Here is a 20,762-nt window from a genome sequence, read left to right as displayed (position 1 = left end):
TGTGATCCTTCAGTCGGTGAATCGGTCCATGACGTGGGTGACGTCGTCGACGGCCTGTTTCTCGGCGTCGGCGTCCCCGCGGGCCCGGGCGTCCCACAGGTCGGCCTTGCCTCGCAGATGGGCGAGTCGGAGTCGCAGTCGCGCGATCTCGGCGGCCAGCCTGTCGGCCTGCGAGGCGAACAGCTCGTGCTGTTCGGCCGCGGCGGAATCTCCCCGGGCCCGCAGGTCCAGGTAGCGGCGCATCCCGGTGACGGTCATGCCCGACGACCGCAGACAGGACAACGCCAGGACGCGCTCCACGGTCGCCGGCCCGTACCGGCGGTGACCGCTGGAGTCCTCGCGGGCGACCAATCCGAGCAGGCCGATCTTCTCGTAGTAGCGGAGGGTGGGTTCGCTGAAGCCCGACCGCCGTGCCATCTCCTGGATTGTCAGATTCCCGGCTTGCTCTTCGATGGCTGCCATGCGGCAAGCCTCCGACACTTCAAGCGCTTGAGGTCAACCCCGCGCCGCGTCCGGCCGGCTCGCAAGTGTCGAGGTCAGCCGGTGGCGCGCCGCCAAGCCGTCGGCCGGGGCCCACTGCCGGTCCACTAAAGTTGGTGGGCAAGCGAGGGGAGGAGCATTGAGAGCGTCGCGCACCCTGGCGACCTTGGACGAGGTCGACGCCGGTGATCACGTCTGCCAGATGCTGAAGCGCACCGACGACGTGGTCGGCCGCAGTCGCGCCTTCGTCGCGGACGGGGCACTCCACGGCGACAAGGTGGTGGTCGTGGGTCCCGCCTTCCACCGAGGCAGCGAGTTCGCTCCCCTCGTCCTCGATCCCGCCCGGCTGGACGGGTCCCTGCTCGCCGCCGTGCGCCGCGAGGCCGCCAACGCCGACCGTGAGGGTTTCCGCTCACTGCGCGTGCTGCACCATGTCACGCCAGGCTGCCGCCCCGAACGCGCGACGGAGCTGTTGCGCAGCGAACTCGACCTGGAGGAGTTCGCCGCGGACACCGGCGCCATGGTGGTGTGCGCCTACAGCGGCGACCTCGACCTCACCACCTTGCGGCAGATCCAGTGCGTACACCCCCACCGTCTGGGCAGCAGTCCCGGGCCACCCGCGTTCCAGGTGTACCGGACGGGGAAGGAGGGATGGACGGTGAGCGGGACCATCGACAGCGAGGGCGCCGGCGCCTTCGCCACCATCCTGTGCACTCTCCTCGCCCAGACGGCGACGGTCCGCCTGCTCTGCCACACCGTGGAGTTCTTCGACGCCGCCGGGATGGGCGCGCTGGCCGATGCCGCCAGGCACCTTCCGGATCGCAAGGTCATCCTGGAAGGCACCAACGACACCGTACGGCTGGCCTGGGAGCTGTCCGGATTCGCGGTACCCGACATCCCGGTGGTGATCGCGTCGTGACCTCCTCCCCTCCCACCTCCCCAACGCCCGGTACGGGGTACCGGCACGAGCTGTATCCGTACTCCGGCCGGGAGGAGTTCGTCGAGGGCACCGCGAGCTTCATCCAGGACGCTCTGGACGGTGGCGAGGCCGTCGTGGTGGCCGTCCCGCACGACAAGGCGTCCTTGCTGCGCGCCGAGATCCGCGAGGACGAGGCCGTGCGCTACGTCGACACCAGCAAGGTGGCGCATCATCCGGGCAGGCTCATCGGGGCCTGGCAGGAGTGGCTCCAAGGACACGTGTCCGACGGGCGGCCCGTGCGCGGCATCGGCGAATCCCCCTGGGAGGCCGTCCGCAGCCCGGCCGAGGCCGCGGAACTGCGCTATCACGAGTGGCTGCTCAACAAGGCCTTCGCCCAGGGCCCGGCCTGGTGGCTGCTGTGCCCCTACGACATCGCCTACGACAAGGCCACGCTGCGGGAGATGGCCCGCTGCCACCCCGAGATGCGCAAGGACGGCCGGACGACGCCGTGCGAGGACTACGATCCGCAGGCGCCGTACGCCTTCGGGGCCCTCACCCACCCCTGCGATCCGTACGACGAATTCGTCTACACCAGCGGTGACCTGCCTGCGCTCCGGGAAAAGATCGCGGCCTGCGCCGAACTGCACGGCCTGGCCGACCGGCGTCTGCGCGAACTGCATCTGGCCGCCACGGAGGTGGCCGCGAACAGCATCAGACACGGCGGCGGACGCGGCGTGCTGCGGCTGTGGAGCGAAGACGGCCGGCTCGTCTGCGAATTCCGGGACGCCGGCTTTATCGCCGACCCTCTGGCGGGACGCATCAGGCCGACCGCGACGCAGGTGGGCGGACGTGGTCTGTGGCTCATCCACCAGCTCTGCGACCTCGTGGAAATCCGCTCCACGCCCGTCGAGGGCACGACGATACGCCTCCACACGGAGCTGCCCGAGCGGCAGTGAGTGACGATGAACACCAAGGAGGTCGAGACAGAAATCGAATTCCGGGTAGGCGCTCAAGGACGCCCGAGGAACTGCAAGGTGTGAACGGTCCAGACGGGAGCACGCAATTCATGCTCACAGTGCGGATGCGGCAAGGGAACACGACGGTCGCACGACTGCCCGAGGCGGTCGACTACGATACCGCTTCCCACATCGGCGACGAGTGCAGATCCCTGATCAGGCAGGGCTGTCAAATCCTCGTCCTGGACGCCTCACAGGTGCAGTACCTCGACTCCTCGGGCATCAGCATGCTCATCATGGTGACCCGCGCGCTCGAGGAGCGCGACGGGACCCTGCGCATCGCGGACCTCAGCGACCACTACCAGCAGGTGTGGCACGTCCTCGGTCTCGACACGATGTTCCCCATCGCCCCGACCGTGAACGCCGCACTCGAATCGCCCGCGACCGAGCCCTCCCTGGACGCCCGGCTGGACACCACCTCGAGGTAGCCCTCATTCCTCCGCGACCCGGATGATCGTCCGGCCGGAGACGCGCTTCTCGGGAGCGAAGGCGGCGGCCGCCTCGGTCAGCGGGCGCACCGCGCCGACCCTGACCTCCAGCCGTCCGTCCCTGACCCGGTGCACCAGGTCCGCGAGGCGTGCGCGGTCGGGTTCCACGACGAAGAACAGCGCCCGCCCGTCCTTGGGCCGGACCGTCGGCGGCTGCGCGATCGTGACGAGCGTGCCCCCGGAGCGTACGAGGGCGGCCGAGCGGTCGAGAACGTCACCGCCGATCACGTCGAACACGACGTCGACCTCTCCGGCGTCCTCCAGCCGGCCGGCCTCCAGGTCGAGGAAGGTCTGCGCACCCAGAGCGCGGACCGTGTCCCGGTCGGCGGAGCGGCCGCTGCCGATCACGTGGGCGCCGGCCTCCCGCGCCAGCTGCACCGCCATCGAGCCGACGGCACCCGCGGCACCGTGGATCAGGACGGTCTGGCCGCTCATGAGGCGCGCGTGCTCGAACAGGCCCTGCCAGGCGGTCAGTCCGGAGATGGGCAGCGCGGCCGCCACCGTGTGGTCGACGCCCGCGGGAAGCGGGGCGAGGTTGCGGGCCTCCACGGCGACGTACTCGGCCAGCGAGCCGTCGCGGGCCCAGTCGGTCGGGCCGAGGACCCGCTGGCCGACGGTGAGGCCGGTGGTCCCGAATCCCAGCTCTGCCACCACACCGGAGACCTCGTGCCCGGGCACACTCGGAGTGCGGTCCCGGCCGGCGCGGTCGGACCATGTGGCGGGCCAGTCGAGCTCTCCCCGGGTGAATCCCGCGGCATGCACGCGAACGATGACGTCGTTCTCGGCGGCATGGGGGTACGGCAGGTCGGTGAGGGTCAGCCCGGCGACGCCGGCCTCGCGGCTCGGTGCGGTGATGGCTCGCATGACATTTCCTTTGTTCGATTGCGAAAGGTAGCGAGGTTTGCCTGAGGGCGGACGTTTTCTTTCTCGACGTCAACTCGGCCAGGGCGCGTCGATGACGCGCTCGACCATGCTCGTGCGCCGGAATCCCGGAACGAAGTGTTCCAGCACATCGGAGTTCACGGTCCCGTAGGTGGTGTCCGGACGGTACCGCAGCCCTCGTACGAATTCCTGCAGGAATTCCTTCTTGAATTCCCCGCGCGGATGGGCGGCGACGATCTCCTCCACCTGGGCGCCGTCCAGCCGGTCCAGACCCCAGCCGATCGCGTCGGTCAGGACGCCGTGGTTCGTGGCGGCCGTCTCCGGGCCCATCCGCCCCGGGATCCCCGGCGTCGTGTGCAGGGCGATCGCCGTCCACACCACTTCGGCGGCGCCGTCCGAGAAGCCGCGGTCGAGAAGGAACCGGCGCGCATGGTCGGCGCCGTCGAGCTCGAACCGCTGCCGCACGTCGGAGAACGGAACGGAAAGGCCGACGTCGTGGAACATCGCGGAGACGTAGAGCAGCTCAGGGTCGGGTTGGAGGCCGAGCCGGCGCGCGTGGAGGGAGCCGAAGAGGAAAACACGCCGGGAGTGGTGGAAGACGAGGGGCCCGGTCGTTTCACGGAGGAATGCGGTGGCTTCCGCCACTGCCTCGGTATCGGGTATTTCCACGGCTGCGACAATGTCGGTCATGAGGTTCACGCTTTCCACGCGGCGGACAGGGGCAGGTGCTGCGCCCGCTCTCCACGGTGCCTACCGGGCGGCCTTCACTGCCACCTCGGCCCGGACATGAACCACTCGAATCCAGACACCCGAGGAGAAGGCCTGTGAGCTCCGCCCCGCATCGGATCGCGATCCTCGTCTACGACGGGGTCAAGCTGCTGGACGTCGCCGGTCCCGCGGACGTGTTCGGGGAAGCGAACCGGCTGGGCGCCGACTACCGGATCAGCCTGCTGTCGACCACCGGTACGGAGGTGGCCTCCTCGATCGGTGTACGGACCGCCGTCGACGGCAGCCCCGCCACCGAGCCCGACCCCGACACCTTCCTGGTGCCGGGCGCGAACATCTATCCCAGAACTCCCGTCCCCCGCGGGCTGATCGAGGCGGCGAGTGGGCTGGCGCTCCGATCCGGCCGTGTGGCGTCCATCTGCTCCGGGGCGTTCGTCCTGGCCGCCACCGGCCTCCTGGACGGCAAGCGTGCGACGACCCACTGGAAGATCGCGGACGAGCTCGCCGCCCGGCACCCGAAGATCCGCGTGGAGCCGGACGCCATCTACGTGCGCGACGGCACCACCTACACCTCGGCGGGCGTCACCGCCGGCATCGACCTGGCGCTGGCACTCGTGGAGGAGGACCACGGTCCCGACCTGAGCCGGGAGGTCGCCCGCGCCCTGGTGGTCTATCTGCAACGCGCCGGCGGCCAGTCACAGTTCTCCGCGCCCCTGCAGACTCCGCCACCCCGCTCCCCCGCGCTGCGCACCGTCGTCGACCTGGTGACCGCCGATCCCACCGCGGGCCACTCCGTCACGGACCTCGCCGGGCACCTCAACGTCAGCCCCCGCCACCTCACTCGGCTGTTCCGCGAGGAGTTGTCCACCACGCCGGCCCGATACGTCGAGTCCATCCGGTTCGACATCGCGAAGGCACTGCTGGACCAGGGGCATTCCGCCACGCAGGCGGCGCTGCTGGCCGGATTCCCCGGCTACGAGAGTCTGCGGCGGGTGTTCGCCCGCGAGCTGTCCATCAGCCCCGCCGCCTACCAGCGCCGTTTCAGCACCGCACGCCGCGGCGGGTGACGGCGCCGTCCAGGCCCGGCCGACGAGGGCTCCTCCGCTCCGGGACGCAGAAGATCACGGCTCGACGTCGGACAAAATCTATTGCGGTGACAGTAGACATTGCCCCATCGCGGAGCTACCGTATGTGGTGTCAGCAGGAAGTCGAAGGACGCGGCAGATACGGATCTGCCGCAAGAAGGTGAAGCAGGAAGCGGACCATCGGGTCCGTGAGCAGTACCCGCAGTACCCAGCAGTACAACCGAGTAATCGAAGGTAAAGGAGCAGAACGCCATCAGGATCGCCCGGACGAGGAAGTTGTCCGTCCGGGTACCGCAGGCCCCGGATTGGAAGGTGGTCCCCGGTCACGCATCCGCGATCCCCGCAGCCCCGCCGTCCCGGCGGTATCTGCGGACGAAGAAGGCCGGCGCAGTAGGCCGGTAGATGGTGTTGAAAGCTCGGGGCCCGGGTGCCAGGACGGCACCCGGGCCCCCCGACGCGTCTCCGGAAGAAGAGGTCTATGCCCCCTCGCAGTGCCCACTCCGTCACCCCACTCGATGACGACGACTACCCTGCCTACACCATGGGCCGGGCCGCCGAGATGCTCGGCACCACCCCCGCCTTCCTGCGCGCCCTCGGCGAGCACCGTCTGATCACCCCGCTGCGCTCCGAAGGCGGCCACCGCCGCTACTCCCGCTACCAGTTGCGTATCGCCGCCCGCGCCCGCGAACTCGTCGACCAGGGCACCCCCATCGAGGCCGCCTGCCGCATAGTCGTCCTCGAGGACCAGCTCGAGGAAGCCCAGCGCATCAACGACCAACTGCGCACCGAGAACGGGGAACCGCAGCCGGAGACCACGACCTGAACCGCGCTCGGCCGACCCGCGTACCCCTGCACTCCCGCGAAGACCCACCGGTAACGATTCCGGCGGCCCGCAGACCTCAAGCTCTCTCCTTTCCGGGCCGACCTACGGGGCCCTTCTCCGGTAATGTCGGGTCAACGTCAATGACGTTGCGCGCGTAGAGGGGCGGGGAGACATCGTGGTCGGTGAGGCGATGAATCCTCTCGTGGGTTTCCGGCAGTGGCGGCACCTGCGGCGTCGCGACAGGGAGATGCACCAGTTCGCCGAGGAACTCATCGGCCCCATCCGGGAGAAGCTCTTCGCCGAACAGGACGCCGCATCGGGACAGCAGGGCCCGGTGGATCCCGAGGCGCTGTTCGCGGCCTTGGTGGAGTCGGCCCGGCGGTGGCGCGGGGAGCGCACGCTCGAGGTTCACCGGGTGCGCATCCCCCGTAAGTTCCACGCCACGGGGATGTGGGTCGAGCGAAAGCAGCGGGACGACGTGATCGTTGAGCAGGACGCCGAGGTCTGGCACCAAGCGCAGATCCTCGGCCACGAGTTGTGGCACATGCGGCAGAAGGACCGCCTCTCCCCCGAGCAGTTGGCGGCGGACTCCTGCTCCGTCCTCGGATCCGGGCACCCGCACGACGCCCGGCCGGCCGCCGCGCGTTCCGGCTTCGACGAGGACCCCGAGAAGGAAGCGGAGCTGTTCGGCATTCTGATCGGCCGGCAGATGCGGGCCCTGATGGACCGGGACGTGATCGTCGGCGACACCGCTCGCCGCATCGCCGACTCCCTCGGCTATCAGAGGCACCGCAGATGAGCGGGGCGATCAACTACATAAGCTGCGGTCTGCTCTGGGTCGCGCTGCTGTTCCGGCTGCCCGACCTCAGGCGCCACTGGTCCGAGCCCTCCCTGCGGGCCATCATCGCCGTGCTGGGCTTCGCCTCGATGTGCTTCCTCCTCGGAGCGCCACCGACGGTCGCCCTGATCAACAGCGTGAGCGGGATCCCCAACCTGGCCGCCCCCCTGACCTACGCCGCGATCACCGCGTACAGCGCGGCCTCCCTGGTCCTGATCGCCTGCTGGCGCGGCGGTCCGTCCGTCCGCCGCACGGCACGCAACTGGATCTACAGCTACGCCGGGGTCCTCACCGGGATCGCCGTCCTCTTCGCGGTGGGAAACCCCGCCGAGGAGCGGCGGACCGACTTCGACACCTACTACGCGACGACTCCCTGGGTCGCCGAGATGGTCGTGCTGTATCTGCTCGCGCACCTGACGGCCGCGACCGTCAGCGCCGTGTGGTCGCTGCGCTGGGCTCGCGAGACGGAGGTACGCCGACGGCCCTGGCTGCGGGCCGGCCTGCTGACGATCGGCACCGGCACGGCGCTCAGCACCGGATACAGCATCAGCAAACTGGCCGCCATCGCGGCACGGTGGTCGGGCCGGGACTGGGTGACGGTGGGTACGTCGGTGTCCTCGCTGTGCGCCGGTCTGGGAGCGCTGCTGACGGTCGCCGGATTCCTTCTGCCGATGGCGGGGCACCACCTGTCGTCGTGGGCCGACTTCGTGCGGCTCGCGCCGCTGGACGCCCTGCTCGACCCGGTTCTCGAGGACCGCGCCCTGCGCCTCGAACGGCCCCGCTCACCGTTGCTGTGGGGCACCTGGCGGCGCAGCACCATCCTCAACGGCCTCCACGAGATCGAGGTGTTCTTCGACAAGGCGCTCTACGAACAGGTCCACGACGCCGAGTTGAAGAGGCTGCGGGAAACGGCCGGCGCACACGGACCCGAGGACGGGGCACAGGGGCGGGCCGTGGCTTCCGCGTGGGCGGTGACGATCTCGGCCGCCGCCCGGCGAAGCGCTCAGCGGTCGTCCGGCGCGTTCGGCGAGTCGGCCCCGCTGCCACTGCCGCAGGACCCCAAGGCGCTCGTCCGGATCGCCGATGCCGTGCGGCGCTCGGAACGCAGGGAACGCTCCGTCGCGGCGGGCCCGGCCAGGGCCGGTTCGCTGTGACGGGCGGATCCGGACACACCCCCACAGCAGGCGAAACGGAGCTGCCGATATGAGTCTGGTCGTCTACGCGGCGGCCGTGCTGTTAGTCGTGGCCGCGATGATGATCCGCCGGACCCGCACGACTCCCCGTACGCCGCTGACCGTACCGACCCGGGCGACCGCGTTCCTCGGCGCGGTATGCTTCATCTGTGCGGCGCCGGCGACGTTGGCCGCGGTCAACAGCGCCACGGGAATCCCCAACTTCGGCGCGCCCCTGACGTACAGCGTCATCTCCGCGTTCAGCTGCTCCCTGATCATCCTGCTGATCTACTGGCGGGGGGGTCCGAGCGACCGGATCCGCCGAATGGTCCGCATCAGCATCGCGGTCTACGGGGCCCTGATCATCGCCATCATCGTGCTGTTCTTCCTCGCGGACGCGGACACGGAGCGGCTCAGGGACCTGGACACCTATTACGCGAACACCCCGTACATGCGGGAGATGATCGCGCTCTATCTGCTGGGGCACCTGGCCAGCACCATCGTGCTGAGCGTCGTCTGCCTGAAGTGGATACGGGGCGAGGTGACGGGCCTGCTGCGCGTGGGTCTCCGGCTGATCCTCGCCGGTCTGCTGCTGGACGTCCTCGGCTTCGAACTGACCAAGGTCGCCGCGGTCGTCGCACGGTGGTACGGATACGACCTGGACTTCCTGTCGACCACGGTGGCACCGCCCGCGGCGTCCCTCGGCGCGCTCATCTACTCCGCGGGCTTCGTCCTGCCCCGTCTGGTCTCGGCCGCGTCGGAGAAGCAGAGCCTGGCCAACTACCGTGCCCTGATGCCCTTGTGGGCGGCTCTGAAGGACGTCACCGCAACACCCCGCACGGAGCAGCGGAGCCGAGTGTGGCGGCAACTTCCCAGTAGCCGCCTGTACTTGCTCGAGGCGCAGATCCACGACGCCTTGTTGGACCTGACGGCTCACTTCGACCGGGGGGTCGGCGAGGCCGCCCACGGTGCCGCGCTGGAGGCCGGCAAGAGCCGGGAGGAAGCCCGCGTCGCCGCGGAGAAGGCGATGATCGTCGACGCCATACTCCGGGCCTCGGGCCGCACCACCGGTGCCGCCGATCCGCCCGACGAGTTCCGCCTCACCGTGGACCTGGTCGAGCTTGCCCTCGCCGTGAGCCCCGCCCAGAACCTGGCGCCGCCTCAGGTCCGCGCCCACTGAAGACGTTTCACCTGCACCAAGGAGAGCGAGTGTCGCAGAAAGCTGTCGTGATCGGAGCCGGCATAGGGGGTCTGCTCGCCGCAGCGGCGCTGTCGAGGGCCGCACCCGAGACGGAAGTCCTCGTACTCGACCGGGACGTACTGCCCGACGGCCCCGAGGACCGCCGGGGCGTCCCCCAGGGCCGGCATGCCCACCTGCTCATGGCCGGAGGGTGGTCCGCCATGGAGAGCCTCTTCGAGGGAAGCATGCGCGAGCGCCTTCTCGAAGCGGGCGCCCGTGAGATCTCATTGGGCAGCGGCATGCTCGCCCTCACCCCGGACGCCGGCTGGTTCCACCGCTACCGGTGGAACGGCTCCCGCATGATCACCTGCACTCGTGCCCTGCTCGACTGGGTTGTCCGTGACGCCCTGTTGGCCCAGGCGACCAACGTCTCGATCCACCGGGCCACGGTCGAGGGGCTGATCGGCGACGCGCGGCGCGTCCGCGGGGTGCGCGTCAGCGGAGCGGACCCGGTCCTCGGCACTCGGGTGGAAGCCGACTTCGTGGTGGACACGAGCGGGCGGGGTTCACACAACCTGCGCTGGCTCCGCGACATCGGTGTCGGCGGCGTGGAGGAGCGGAAGGTCGACTGCGGACTGACCAACGCCACCCGTATCTACCGCACTCCGGCGGGTGCCGAGTCGTTCCCGCTGACCATGCTTCAGGCGAACCCCTACAACGGCCGTCCCGGCAGGAGCGCCATGGTGCTGCCGATCGAGGGGAACCGGTGGATGGTCAGCGCGGGCGGCACCAGGGGCGGCGAACCTCCGAGCGACCCGCAGGCCTTCCTGAAGTACATCTTCGCTCTGCCGCACCCGATCGTCGGTCAGCTCATCGCCGGCGCCGAACCTCTGACGGATGTCGCGGTCAGTCGCAGCACCAGCAACGTCCGCCGGTACTTCGAGAAGTCGCCGGTGTGGCCCGAACGCCTCCTCGTCCTGGGCGACGCGTTGGCGACCTTCAACCCCGCCTATGGGCAGGGCATGTCGGTGGCCGCGCTCGGCGCGCAGGACCTCTTCCGGGCACTGCGACAGGACGGCGTCTCCAGCCCGGGGCTCGCCCGTCGCGTCCTCAAGGACGCGGCCCGTCACGTCGACACGGCCTGGTCCACCGCGGTCGCGATGGACGTCCTGTACCCGGACACGAAGGGCGGAACGCCGACCTTCGCCGACCGTCTGACCACCGCGTTCGCGCGGCGGCTGACGCACGCGGCGACCGGCTCCCTCAAGGCGGCGGCGGCGCTGTTCGACATCACCAGCCTCACGGCGGGTCCGACCCGGGCCTTGCGACCGGGAGCCCTGCTGGCCACGCTGAACGGCTCTCCCCTGCCCCGGCTCACCGAGCCCCCGCTGCTGCCTTCCGAACGGCGGGTCCTTCAGCGCCTCACGGCAGCCGCCGCACAGTCGCACGCCACGCCGTGACAGCCCGCCGCCTGGGTACGGTGGCCAGGTCGTGCCACGGTCCTCAGGCGGCCGGCGTGACCGGTGACCGCCTGCCGAGCCACTGCTCGGCGCCCCAGTCCTGGTACCTCTCCACCTCGGTGAAGCCCAGCTTCGCCGCGAGGCGCATCGAGGCGAGATTGGCGGTCCGGGTGGTGAGCATGACCGGCTCGCCGGGAAAGACGCCTTCCAGCCAGGCCAGTGCCGCCGAGCACGCCTCGGCGGCATACCCGAGCCCCCACGCCCGGGGCAGGAAGAGGTAGCCGAGATCGGCCTTCCCCACGGCAGCCGGGCGACCGGTCCCCGTTGTCCTCCTGAGCAGGACATGGCCGATCAACTCCCCGTCGAGATCGGCGACGAAACTCCCGGGCCACCGCTGGGGCACCTCGGGCGTGTTGCGCTCGAGCTCGTCACGCGGGCGTGGGCCGCCGACGTAGGCGTTCACCTCCGGCGAGGCCAGCAGGTCGATGAACGCCGCACGGTCCCCCGCCTCGGGCCCGCGGAGCACCAGCCGCTCGGTCCTGATCGGCTCCGGCGGCCACGGCACACTTCCCAGGTTCTCCATCCGCGCACGCTAACAGGGCGCCGCTCCGCGTTGCCCGGTTCCGAGCGCCTCCCACTCCCCCTCGGGCAGGGTCAGGAGCCGCGTGATGGCAGCCGGTGCGGGCAACGCTCCGTGGTCGCCGGTCACTTGTAGGGCCGAGGACGCGGTGATGTGCCCGAGTCTGAGCGCCTGGGGCACGGTGGCCTCCCGGTGGAGCCCCGCGAGGAAGCCCGCGGCGAAGGCGTCCCCGGCGCCGACGGGTTCCACCACCTCGGTCCGCAACGCCGGCACGGTGTGGACGTCGTCCTCGGTGAAGGCGGTGGCGTTCCGGGACCCGTCCTTGACGACGAGGAGCCGCGGCCGCGGGATCAGCCGGCGCAGCCCGGTCACGGTCAGGTCGGTGTCCCACAGGTTCTGCGCCTCGTCGAGGCCGACGAAGACGATGTCCGCCCGGTCGGCGAGCTCGCGCAGCACGCGTCCCGCGCTGCCGTCCTGCGGCCACAGGGCGGCCCGGTGATTGACGTCGAAGCTGATCGCGTACGGCCGTTGCCCGGCCGGGGTGTCCAGGGCACGGGTGACCAGCTCCCGGCAGGTCGGTGACAGGGCGGGTGTGATGCCGGTGAAGTGCAACAGGGCGGCCGACCGCACGGGTTCGCGGTCCAGCAGCTCGGGGCCGAGCCGGGTGGCCGCGGAGCCGGTCCGGTAGTAGTGCACACGCGTACCGGTGGGGTCCGGGTCCTTCACGAGGAGCCCGGTGGGATGGCCGGCTTCGGTGCGTACGTGGGAGACGTCGACCCCGGCGGCGGCGACGGCGGCGCGGACCCGGGCGCCCAGCGGGTCGTCTCCCAGAGCCGACAGCCAGGTCACGGGAACGCCGTGATCGGCCAGGTACATGGCCACGTTCGACTCCGCACCGGCTACCGACAGCCGCAAGTGCCGCGCCTGGGCGAGGGGTTCGGGTGGGTCCGGGGACAGCGCCGCCATCGTCTCCCCGACACAGACCACCGGTCCCTGCCGAATGGGGCGCGACTCGGTCACGGCGTGCTCTCCCGGACGGCGGCGCGGAACGCACGGGCGCGTTCGCGCAGGGCGGTGACGTCTCCGCCGTCGGCGGCGTCGCCGACGAGGGGGGAGCCGACGCCGACCGCCGTGGCACCGGCGGCGAGGTACGCGCGGGCGGCCGACGCGTCGACGCCGCCGACCGGCACGAGGAGTTCGTGCGGGAAGGGGCCGCGCAGGGCCTTCACATAGCCGGGGCCGCCGAACTGGGCCGCGGGGAAGATCTTCAGCGCCGTCGCGCCGAGCGCGCCCGCGGTGGCGATCTCGGTGGGCGTCAGCACACCGGCCAGCACCGGCATGCCCAACTCGGTTGCGGTCCGGACGCCTTCGCCGAGCGCGGGGGTGACCGCGAAGTCGGCACCGGCGCGGTGGGCGGCGCGGGCGTCGTCGGCGGTCAGGACCGTGCCCGCGCCGAGCGGCGGGCCGGCGCCGAGCGTCTTGCGTGCCCGTTCGATGACGGTCAGGGCGTCCGCCCCGGTGAGCGAGACCTCGACCAGTGCGATGCCTTCGTCGACCAGGGTCAGCACGGTGCGCAAGGCGGCCTCGGGGTCGCTTCCGCGCACGATGGCGAGCATGCGGTGGGTGGTCAGGGCGGTTCTCAGATCCACGGGGGCACTCCTTGCGGCGGGTTCAGGGGCAGGGGCAGCGGGCGGTCAGGGTGAGCCGCCATCGGACTTCCCCAGTGGCCGGAACGCATGCGGCGTCGCCGTCCCGGGCGTCGGCGAGGTCGAAGACGCGGCCGAGCATGGGTTCGACGCCGGTGCTGCGGTAGGGGGCCGGGGCGGGGAACCCGCCGAGGTTGCGCCACAGGGCGATCGACGTCGGTTGGCCGTCCGTCTCCAGGGCCAGCGCCAGCCGGTCGGGGCCGTCGTGGACGCAGCAGTGGGCGGTGCCCACGACCGCGCCGACGGCGGTGCCGTCGTCGGGGCCGAACCGGTCCAGTGCCAGGCCCCGGGGTGCGGGCCAGCTCCCCTCCATCCAGGGGGCGTCGGCGGGCCAGGGCTCGGACAGCGACGGGGCCGCCTCCGGGAACAGGCGGGTCGGGGTGCCCCGGGGTGCGTGGAGCGTGGCGTGCTCGGACAGGTCGAGCAGGGCGTGGGCGGCCCATACGAACCGGAAGCCGGGGTCGGCGCCCAGGGTGTAGTCGATCTCCGCGTCCCGGCCGGTGGTGCGGATGGCACGGGTGAGGGTGAAGCGCTCGCAGTCCACCCGTTCGGTGTCCTGGACGACGCTCCAGGGGCGGGACCAGGTGTCTCCGTGGTCGGGCGTGCCGCGCACGGTCGGCAGGCACTCCTCCAGTCCGCCGGCGTCGACGAAGGCGTCGCCGGGCAGGACGCGGTCGCGTTCGGGTGCGTCGCGGTGCCACAGCCATTCCCGGCCGCCCGCCTTCAGCGAGGTCCAGCGGCCGCCGTGGTCCGGGTCGGTGACGATCTCCACGCGCATCGGTTCACCACTCGGCGAAGGAGCCGTCGGGGTGGCGCCAGATGGGGTTGCGCCAGGCGTGGCTGCCGCGGTCGGCGGCACGTACGGCGGCCTCGTCGACTGTGACGCCGAGGCCCGGCCGGTCGGTGCGCGTGGCGTGTCCGTCGACGAAGCGGAACGGCTCGGGGTCGACGACGTAGGACAGCAGGTCGGCGGTCTTGTTGTAGTGGATGCCGCGGCTCTGTTCCTGGATCAGGAAGTTCGGTGTGGCGAAGGCGAGTTGCAGGCCGGCGGCCAGGGCGACGGGGCCGAGCGGGCAGTGCGGGGCCAGGAGGGCGCCGTAGGTCTCGGCGAGCGAGGCGATGCGGTGCACCTCGGAGACGCCGCCCGCGTGGGACAGGTCGGGCTGCACGACGGCGACGCCGGCGCTGAGGACGGGCAGGAACTCGCGGCGTGAGTACAGCCGTTCGCCGGTCGCGAGCGGTATGGGGCCGCAGGTGACGAGGTCCGCCAGCAGGTGGCTCTGCTCGGGCAGGACGGGCTCCTCCACGAACAGCGGGTGCAGCGGGGCGAGTTCGGTGAGGACACGACGGGCGCCGGCGGCGGTGAAGCGGCCGTGGAAGTCGACGGCGACATCGCGCCCGGGGCCCAGGATCTCGCGTGCCACCGCGACGCGCTCGACGACCGCCGCGGTCTCGGCGGCGGTGGGAATCGGCGAGGTCGCGCCGGCCGCGTTCATCTTCACCGCCGTGAAACCCGCCTCGACCTGGGCGCTGACCTGCTCGCGCAGCTGACTCGGCTCATCGCCGCCGACCCAGGCGTAGACCCGCACCCGGTCGCGCACCGGGCCGCCCAGCAGGGCGTGCACGGGGGCGCCGTAGGCCTGCCCCGCGATGTCCCACAGCGCCTGGTCGAGACCGGCGACGGCACTGGACAGCACGGGGCCACCACGGTAGAAGCCGCCCTTGGTCAGCACCTGCCAGTGGTCCTGGATGCGCAGCGGGTCCTGGCCGAGGAGGTGTTCCGCCAGCACGTCGACGGCGCTGCGCACCACTTCGGCGCGCCCCTCGACTACCGGCTCCCCCCACCCGACGAGGCCGTCGTCGGTCTCGATGCGGCAGAACAGCCAGCGCGGCGGGACCATGAAGGTTTCGATGCGGGCGATCTTCACTTGTGGCGGGGGCCTTTCGTGTCGTCGTCGCCGTCGATCCGGTCCAGGTCGCGGCCGGCCTGGTCGAGCAGGGCGCGCATGGCGGCCTCCGCGGCGTCCGGGTCCCGGTCGCGCACGGCGTCCAGGACAGCGCGGTGGGCCGGGACCGGGTCCTCGCTGTGCGGGGAGCTGTGCACGATGCGGTCGCGGTGGGCCAGGCCCGACTCGATGACCATCTCCATGCGTTCGAGCAGCTCGTTGTGGGTCGCGTTGAGCAGAGCTCGGTGGAAGGAGAGGTCCGCCTCGACGGCGTGCGCGGCGGAGGCGTCCTGGTCCATGGCCTCCAGGGCGGCGTCGAGGGCGGCCACGTCGGCGTCGGTGCGCCGCTGGGCGGCGAGGCGGACGGCAGCGGGTTCGATGATGGCGCGGACCTCGGCGAGGTCGCGCAGCAGGGCCCGGTCGGCCTCGTCGGCCCCGCCGCCCTCGAACTGCCAGCGCAGCACGTCGGCGTCGAGGAGGTTCCAGTCGGAGCGGGCGCGCACGAACGTGCCGCGTTTCTGCCGGGCGTCGACCATGCCCTTGGCGGCGAGCACCTTCAGCGATTCGCGCAGGGCCGTGAGACTGACGTCGAGTTCGCTCTGCAGGGCGACGAGATCCAGCGTCGCCCCTTCCGGGAGCTCCCCGCCCAGGATGCGGCGGGCCAGTGCTTCCACGGTCTGGCCGTGCACGCCGCGGCGGGCGTAGGGGGTCATGTCGTGCTGCCTTTCTGCTGCGAGGTGGGGGGTCTGGTCATGCGGACGCTTTCACGACGCTCCAGCCGCCGTCGACCAGGAGGTGCGCGCCGGTGATGAAGGAGGCCTCGTCGCTGGCCAGGAAGGCGATGGCGGCTGCGACCTCGGCGGGGGTGCCGAAGCGGCCCACGGCGGTCTCGGCGATGCTGCGCTCGCGGTCCTCGGGCGGGACCCGGTCCCAGGCGGCGGTGAGGACGGGGCCGGGCAGTACGGCGTTGACGCGGACCTGGCCCCCGTATTCGACGGCCAGCTGGCCGCACAGGGACAGCAGCGCGCCCTTCGCGGCGGCGTAGGCCGGGTGGCCGGGGATGCCCTTGTGGGCGTGGACGGACGAGGTCAGCACGACCGCGCCGCGGCGTTCGCGCAGGTCGGGCAGGAGGGCGCGGAAGCCGAGGAAGCCGCCGGTGAGGTTCACGTCGAGCTGCCGCTGCCAGGAGGTGAGGGACAGCGCGTGGGCCGGCGTGACGTCGACGGTGTAGGCGTTGCTGACCAGGACGTCCACCGGCCCGAACCGGTGGGCGGCGGCCACGATCCGCTCCCAGTCCTCCTCGGCCGCGACGTCGGCGGTGACGGACCGGGCGGTGCCGCCGCCGCGGGTGATGCGCTCGGCGAGGGCCGTGCCGCGTTCGCCGTCGACGTCGGCGAGCACGACGGCGGCCCCCTCCTGCGCGAGGCGTTCGGCGGTGGCGGCTCCGATGCCGGATGCGGCGCCGGTGATCACGGCCGTGCGGCCGGTGAACCGGGCGGCGGTCGATCGTGGGGAGTGGTCCATCGCGGGGTCGGGCTCCTTCGGGCCGGCGGTGGGACGGATGCGGGTCAGCCGGCCGGGTGCCGGGTGAGCACCACCGACTCGGCGTCGTGGGCGGCGCTCCAGGCGAACGGCAGACCGTAGTGGAGCAGATGGGCGCCCGCGTACGTGACACCGCTCGCGGTGTCGTCGTAGCGCGCCGTCGGATCCAGGCCCCGCAGGCGGAGCCGGGCGGCGCGGCCGGGCAGGAGCGGGGCGCCGTCCAGGCGGCCGGTGCTGAAGGCGGCGACGACGGTGCGGCTGCCGTCCGGGGCGTCGTACTGGATCCCGCAGGTCGGGTCCTCCGGTGTGCCCAGCAAGTGTGCGTCACCGTGGTGGATCACGTCACGGACCTCCTTGTACCGCGCGATCCAGCGGGCGGCCTCGGCGCTCTGCCCCGGTCCCCACTCGCGCAGGTCGGCTCCGATGCCCAGGACACCGCACATCGCGGTGACGAAGCGGAAGGCGAGGCTGCGCGGGCGCGGGTCGAAGACGCCGGGCGCGTCGGTGACCCAGGAGCTCATCACGTGGGGCGCGTGGGCGTGCAGGAAGCCGAACTGGACGCGCAGGCGGTCCAGGGGGGCGGTGTTGTCGCTGGGCCAGACGACGTCGGTGCGGGCGAGCGTGGTGTGGTCGATCCGGCCGCCGCCGCCCGCGCAGCCCTCGACGGTGACGTGGGGATGGGCGGCGCGCAGGTGGTCCAGGACGCGCAGGTAGCCGGCGACGTGCCCGGCGTCCAGGTCGAGGTGGTCGGCGGGTACGTCACCGGGCCGGCCGCGTTCGGTGGGTGGGCGGTTCAGGTCCCACTTCAGGTAGCTGATGGCGTGCTCGCCCAGCAGCCGGTCCAGGGTGGCGATCACGAAGTCCTGGACGTCGGTCCGGCCGAGGTCGAGCAGCAGTTGGTTGCGCACCAGGCGGGCCGGGCGGTGGTCGATGCGGTAGACCCAGTCCGGGTGTTCGGCGTACAGGCCGCTGGCGGGGCTGACGGCTTCCGGCTCGATCCACAGCCCGAAGTCGAGCCCGAGGGCGCGCACTTCGTCGACGAACCGGCCGAACCCCTGCGGAAAGGCCGCCGGGTCGGGATGCCAGTCCCCCAGTCCGCCGGTGTCGTCGGCGCGGCCGGTGAACCAGCCGTCGTCCACCACGAACAGCTCGGCCCCGATGTCCGCGGCCGCCTTGGCCAGCTCCAGCTGTCCGGCGGCGTCGACGTCGAAGCCGGTGGCCTCCCAGGAGTTGTACAGGACCTTGCGCGGGCGGTGCAGGCGCTCTCCGGCGAGCAGACGCTCGTAGCGGTGCCAGACGCGGGACAGCCCGTCCAGTCCGTCGGCGCTGAAGGCGCAGGCCACGCGGGGGGTGGTCAGGGTTGCGCCGGGAGCCAGGTGCACCACGCCCTCGTGCGGTACGCGTCCGGCCCGCACCCGTACGGTGCCTCCGGGCTCGGCGTGTGCGCTGATGTGCCAGTTGCCGGGCCATTCGAGGGCGATGCCGTAGGCGGCGTCCGGTTGTCCGGCGTCCTGGACGGCGAGCCATGGCGCGTACGCGTGGCTGGGTGCGCCCTGGGTGCTGCCCATGGTGAACGTGCCGCGGCTCAGGTCGAGTTGGGTGCGCTGGAACTCCTGGGACCACTGGCCGGTCAGGTAGGTCAGCCTGGCCGCGGTGGTCACCGGGACGGTCACGGCGGCCGAGTCGAACCGCTCCAGGCGCAGCGGTTCCTCGCCCGTGCAGGTCAGTTCGGTCCAGCGGTGCAGGACGTCGGTGTCGGACACGGTGGCGTAGCACAGGGTGGTGCGCAGGCCGAGGACGTCGTCGGTGAAGGTGAGCCGGAGCCCGCCGCCGTCCTGCTCGGCCCCCGTGAAGGTCCACCACACGCCGCGTTCGGCGCCGGGCCGTGCGGCGACGAGGTCGGCCTCGGAGAAGGGCCGCAGCCCGTGGGGCAGGTACTCGGCGGGGGCGGCGTCGGCGGGGGTGATGAAGTGCGTGCGGTGGGACCAGTCCAGCGCCGGCGGCCCCACCTCCACGCCGTGCGGTCCCCAGGCCTCCAGTTCCGCCCAGGGGCCGTCCGCGGAGAGCCGTACGGTGTAGCTGCTGTGGTCGGTGCGCAGAATCCAGCGCGGGGGCGGGGTCACTTGACCGCTCCGAGGTTCAGGCCGGCCACGAAGTGGCGCTGGAAGCGCAGGAACACGGCCACCGTGGGGGCGGCGGCGACGACGGAACCGGCGGCGATGACGTTCCACATGGACACGTACTGTCCCTGGAGCCCGATGAGGGCCGCGGTGATCGGCATCCGGCTGTCGCTGCGCAGGACGGTGATCGCCCACAGCAGGTCGTTGAAGATCCAGGTGAAGGACAGTGCGCTGAGCGCGGCGAGCGCCGGCCGGGTGAGCGGGAGGATGACGCGCCAGAAGATCTGCCAGGGGCCGGCGCCGTCCATGACGGCCGCCTGCTGGATCTCGACGGGGATCGCCCGCATGAAGCCGTGCAGGACGAAGACGTAGAAGCCGACGCCGAAGCCGATCTGCACGCCGATCAGGGCGGGCAGGGTGTCGTAGACGCCCATCATCTCGCTCAGTCTGGACACGGGGATGAGCAGGATCTGCGGGGGCAGCAGGTTGCCGCCGAGCATGAGCAGCAGCAGGAATCGGCGCAGGGGCATGTCGTAGCGGCTGAGGGCGAAGGCGGCCATGGCCGCGAGCGCGAGGGTCAGCAGCACGCAGGGGACGGTGACGGCGAGGCTGTTGATCAGGGCGCGTTGCTGGCCGCCGTCGACCCAGGCCTGGCGGAAGTTGTCCAGGGTGAACGAGCGTGGCCAACTGCCCAGGCCGTGCGCGGCGATGTCGTTGAACGAGCGCAGGCTGGTGACGAGGACCAGGAGGATGGGCAGCAGCCACAGGACGGCCAGGGTTCCGGCGCCGAGGTGGAAGCCGGCGGTGGCGGCCCTGCGGCGGCGCAGCGCCCCGGCGGAGGTGTGAGGCGTCGCGGCGGACATCAGTCGGCCTCCCGGAAGGCCCGCACCAGGTAGGCGGCGATGACTCCGAAGGCCAGCAGGAAGATGACGACGGCGAGGGCCGAGCCGTATCCGAGGCGCAGGGACTGGAACGCGGTGGAGTACATGTAGGTGCTCAGCAGTTCCGAGGAGTGGTAGGGGCCGCCGCGGGTCAGCGACCAGACCACGTCGAAGGAGCGCAGCGAGTCGATGACGATGACGGACAGCACGACGGCGTTGACGCTGCGCAGCTGAGGGAGCGTCACATGGCGCAAGCGCTGCCAGGGTCCGGCGCCGTCGACCTTGGCCGCCTCGTACAGGGCGGGGTCGATGCCCTTCAGGCCGGCGAGGTAGAGGACCATCACGTAGCCGATCTGCCGCCACAGGGCGGGGACGATCACCGCGTACAGGGCGGTGTCCTGGTCGGCGAGCCAGGCGTGGCGCAGGCTGCCGAGTCCGGCCGATTCCAGGAGGCGGTTGAGCACGCCGTCGGGCTGGTAGACGGCCTGCCAGACCAGGGCGGTGGCGACGAGGGAGAAGACGACCGGCAGGAAGAGGGCCGCGCGGTAGAAGCCGACGCCCCGGCGCTCCTGCTGCAGCAGCAGGGCGGCGGCCAGGCCGAGCAGGGCGGACAGGCCGCCGAAGAGCAGCAGCCACAGCACGGTGTGGCCGGCCGCGCTGCGGAAGACGTCATCGCCGGCCATCTCGCGGAAGTTGCCGAGACCGACGAACGTCGGTGCCGACACTCCGTCCCAGCGCGTCAGCGCGAGGTAGAAGCCCTGGAGGGCGGGCCAGAAGACCCACAGGGCCTCGGCGAGCAGAGGGACCAGGACGAAGGCCAGGACAAGGGGCGGTGTGCGCCGGGGCCCCCGGGCCCTGCCGCCGTGTGCGGGCACCGAGGCCGGGGGTGTGTGCCGCGGTGCGGTCAGGACGGCCATG

At 71.6% G+C, this 20,762-nt stretch carries 22 protein-coding genes; 9 read left to right on the top strand and 13 right to left on the bottom strand.

What is annotated here, in order from left to right:
- Positions 1-9: 9 nt before the first annotated feature.
- Positions 10-462 (bottom strand): MerR family transcriptional regulator, encoded by a 453-nt coding sequence (locus FBY22_RS15605; protein WP_142146038.1) that lies wholly within the window; start codon positions 460-462, stop codon positions 10-12.
- A gap of 157 nt (positions 463-619) precedes the next feature.
- Between FBY22_RS15605 and FBY22_RS15600 the strand changes: the two genes are divergently transcribed.
- The 3 genes from FBY22_RS15600 (at position 620) to FBY22_RS15590 (ending at position 2,843) form a co-directional block, all read left to right on the top strand.
- Positions 620-1,399 carry an MEDS domain-containing protein gene (locus FBY22_RS15600; RefSeq protein ID WP_142146036.1) on the top strand — a complete coding sequence of 260 codons (780 nt, stop codon included), beginning with the start codon at positions 620-622 and terminating at the stop codon, positions 1,397-1,399.
- Entirely contained in the window at positions 1,396-2,355 is a 960-nt protein-coding gene (locus FBY22_RS15595) for a sensor histidine kinase (protein ID WP_142146034.1), read from the top strand. The genes FBY22_RS15600 and FBY22_RS15595 overlap by 4 nt, the downstream gene beginning before the upstream one ends.
- 110 nt (positions 2,356-2,465) lie before the next feature.
- Positions 2,466-2,843 carry an STAS domain-containing protein gene (locus FBY22_RS15590; protein ID WP_142146032.1) on the top strand — a complete coding sequence of 126 codons (378 nt, stop codon included), beginning with the start codon at positions 2,466-2,468 and terminating at the stop codon, positions 2,841-2,843.
- A gap of 3 nt (positions 2,844-2,846) precedes the next feature.
- Here the strand turns inward: FBY22_RS15590 and FBY22_RS15585 are convergent, their stop codons facing one another.
- Entirely contained in the window at positions 2,847-3,767 is a 921-nt protein-coding gene (locus FBY22_RS15585) for an NADP-dependent oxidoreductase (protein ID WP_174267156.1), read from the bottom strand.
- A 69-nt stretch (positions 3,768-3,836) separates the two neighbouring features.
- A complete protein-coding gene (locus FBY22_RS15580; RefSeq protein WP_142146030.1) occupies positions 3,837-4,475 on the bottom strand; it encodes an HD domain-containing protein in 639 nt (212 codons plus the stop codon).
- A gap of 134 nt (positions 4,476-4,609) precedes the next feature.
- Between FBY22_RS15580 and FBY22_RS15575 the strand changes: the two genes are divergently transcribed.
- The 6 genes from FBY22_RS15575 (at position 4,610) to FBY22_RS15550 (ending at position 11,069) form a co-directional block, all read left to right on the top strand.
- Positions 4,610-5,578, top strand: coding sequence for a GlxA family transcriptional regulator (locus tag FBY22_RS15575; RefSeq protein ID WP_142146028.1), 969 nt, complete (start codon positions 4,610-4,612; stop codon positions 5,576-5,578).
- Between the two features lie 496 nt (positions 5,579-6,074).
- Positions 6,075-6,419: a MerR family transcriptional regulator gene (locus FBY22_RS15570; RefSeq protein WP_142146026.1), complete on the top strand. Its 345-nt coding sequence runs from the start codon at positions 6,075-6,077 to the stop codon at positions 6,417-6,419.
- A gap of 190 nt (positions 6,420-6,609) precedes the next feature.
- Positions 6,610-7,218, top strand: a complete 609-nt coding sequence (locus tag FBY22_RS15565) for a toxin (protein ID WP_142146024.1) — start codon at positions 6,610-6,612, stop codon at positions 7,216-7,218.
- Positions 7,215-8,411 (top strand): MAB_1171c family putative transporter, encoded by a 1,197-nt coding sequence (locus tag FBY22_RS15560; RefSeq protein WP_186363016.1) that lies wholly within the window; start codon positions 7,215-7,217, stop codon positions 8,409-8,411. The genes FBY22_RS15565 and FBY22_RS15560 overlap by 4 nt, the downstream gene beginning before the upstream one ends.
- Before the next feature lie 49 nt (positions 8,412-8,460).
- Positions 8,461-9,609, top strand: a complete 1,149-nt coding sequence (locus FBY22_RS15555; RefSeq protein ID WP_186363015.1) for a DUF6545 domain-containing protein — start codon at positions 8,461-8,463, stop codon at positions 9,607-9,609.
- A 29-nt stretch (positions 9,610-9,638) separates the two neighbouring features.
- Positions 9,639-11,069: an NAD(P)/FAD-dependent oxidoreductase gene (locus tag FBY22_RS15550; RefSeq protein WP_142147688.1), complete on the top strand. Its 1,431-nt coding sequence runs from the start codon at positions 9,639-9,641 to the stop codon at positions 11,067-11,069.
- Between the two features lie 43 nt (positions 11,070-11,112).
- Here the strand turns inward: FBY22_RS15550 and FBY22_RS15545 are convergent, their stop codons facing one another.
- From FBY22_RS15545 to FBY22_RS15500, 10 genes are read right to left on the bottom strand one after another with little or no spacing between them, the layout of a single operon-like run.
- Positions 11,113-11,652 (bottom strand): GNAT family N-acetyltransferase, encoded by a 540-nt coding sequence (locus FBY22_RS15545; RefSeq protein ID WP_142146022.1) that lies wholly within the window; start codon positions 11,650-11,652, stop codon positions 11,113-11,115.
- Between the two features lie 9 nt (positions 11,653-11,661).
- Entirely contained in the window at positions 11,662-12,669 is a 1,008-nt protein-coding gene (locus tag FBY22_RS15540; protein WP_260844856.1) for a sugar kinase, read from the bottom strand.
- Positions 12,666-13,298 carry a bifunctional 4-hydroxy-2-oxoglutarate aldolase/2-dehydro-3-deoxy-phosphogluconate aldolase gene (locus tag FBY22_RS15535; protein ID WP_142146020.1) on the bottom strand — a complete coding sequence of 211 codons (633 nt, stop codon included), beginning with the start codon at positions 13,296-13,298 and terminating at the stop codon, positions 12,666-12,668. The genes FBY22_RS15540 and FBY22_RS15535 overlap by 4 nt, the downstream gene beginning before the upstream one ends.
- Positions 13,299-13,320: 22 nt before the next feature.
- Complete coding sequence (locus tag FBY22_RS15530; RefSeq protein ID WP_142146018.1) at positions 13,321-14,133, bottom strand: hypothetical protein; 813 nt, start codon at positions 14,131-14,133, stop codon at positions 13,321-13,323.
- A 4-nt stretch (positions 14,134-14,137) separates the two neighbouring features.
- A complete protein-coding gene (dgoD, locus tag FBY22_RS15525; RefSeq protein WP_142146016.1) occupies positions 14,138-15,283 on the bottom strand; it encodes a galactonate dehydratase in 1,146 nt (381 codons plus the stop codon).
- Entirely contained in the window at positions 15,280-16,014 is a 735-nt protein-coding gene (locus FBY22_RS15520) for a FadR/GntR family transcriptional regulator (protein ID WP_142146014.1), read from the bottom strand. Before FBY22_RS15520 ends, dgoD begins: the two co-directional genes overlap by 4 nt.
- A 37-nt stretch (positions 16,015-16,051) precedes the next feature.
- On the bottom strand, positions 16,052-16,825 hold the full coding sequence (locus FBY22_RS15515; protein ID WP_142146012.1) for an SDR family NAD(P)-dependent oxidoreductase: 774 nt from the start codon (positions 16,823-16,825) through the stop codon (positions 16,052-16,054).
- A 44-nt stretch (positions 16,826-16,869) separates the two neighbouring features.
- The gene (locus FBY22_RS15510) at positions 16,870-18,966 is read right to left on the bottom strand and encodes an alpha-galactosidase (RefSeq protein ID WP_142146010.1); all 2,097 of its coding nucleotides are present in this window, start codon (positions 18,964-18,966) and stop codon (positions 16,870-16,872) included.
- Complete coding sequence (locus tag FBY22_RS15505; RefSeq protein WP_142146008.1) at positions 18,963-19,826, bottom strand: carbohydrate ABC transporter permease; 864 nt, start codon at positions 19,824-19,826, stop codon at positions 18,963-18,965. The genes FBY22_RS15510 and FBY22_RS15505 overlap by 4 nt, the downstream gene beginning before the upstream one ends.
- A complete protein-coding gene (locus FBY22_RS15500; RefSeq protein ID WP_142146006.1) occupies positions 19,826-20,761 on the bottom strand; it encodes a carbohydrate ABC transporter permease in 936 nt (311 codons plus the stop codon). Before FBY22_RS15500 ends, FBY22_RS15505 begins: the two co-directional genes overlap by 1 nt.
- Position 20,762: the final 1 nt, after the last annotated feature.

Source organism: Streptomyces sp. SLBN-31 (genome assembly GCF_006715395.1).
GTDB lineage: Bacteria > Actinomycetota > Actinomycetes > Streptomycetales > Streptomycetaceae > Streptomyces.
The sequence above is the reverse complement of the archived record's forward strand: the minus strand, read 5'-3'. Positions and strand labels throughout refer to the sequence as shown.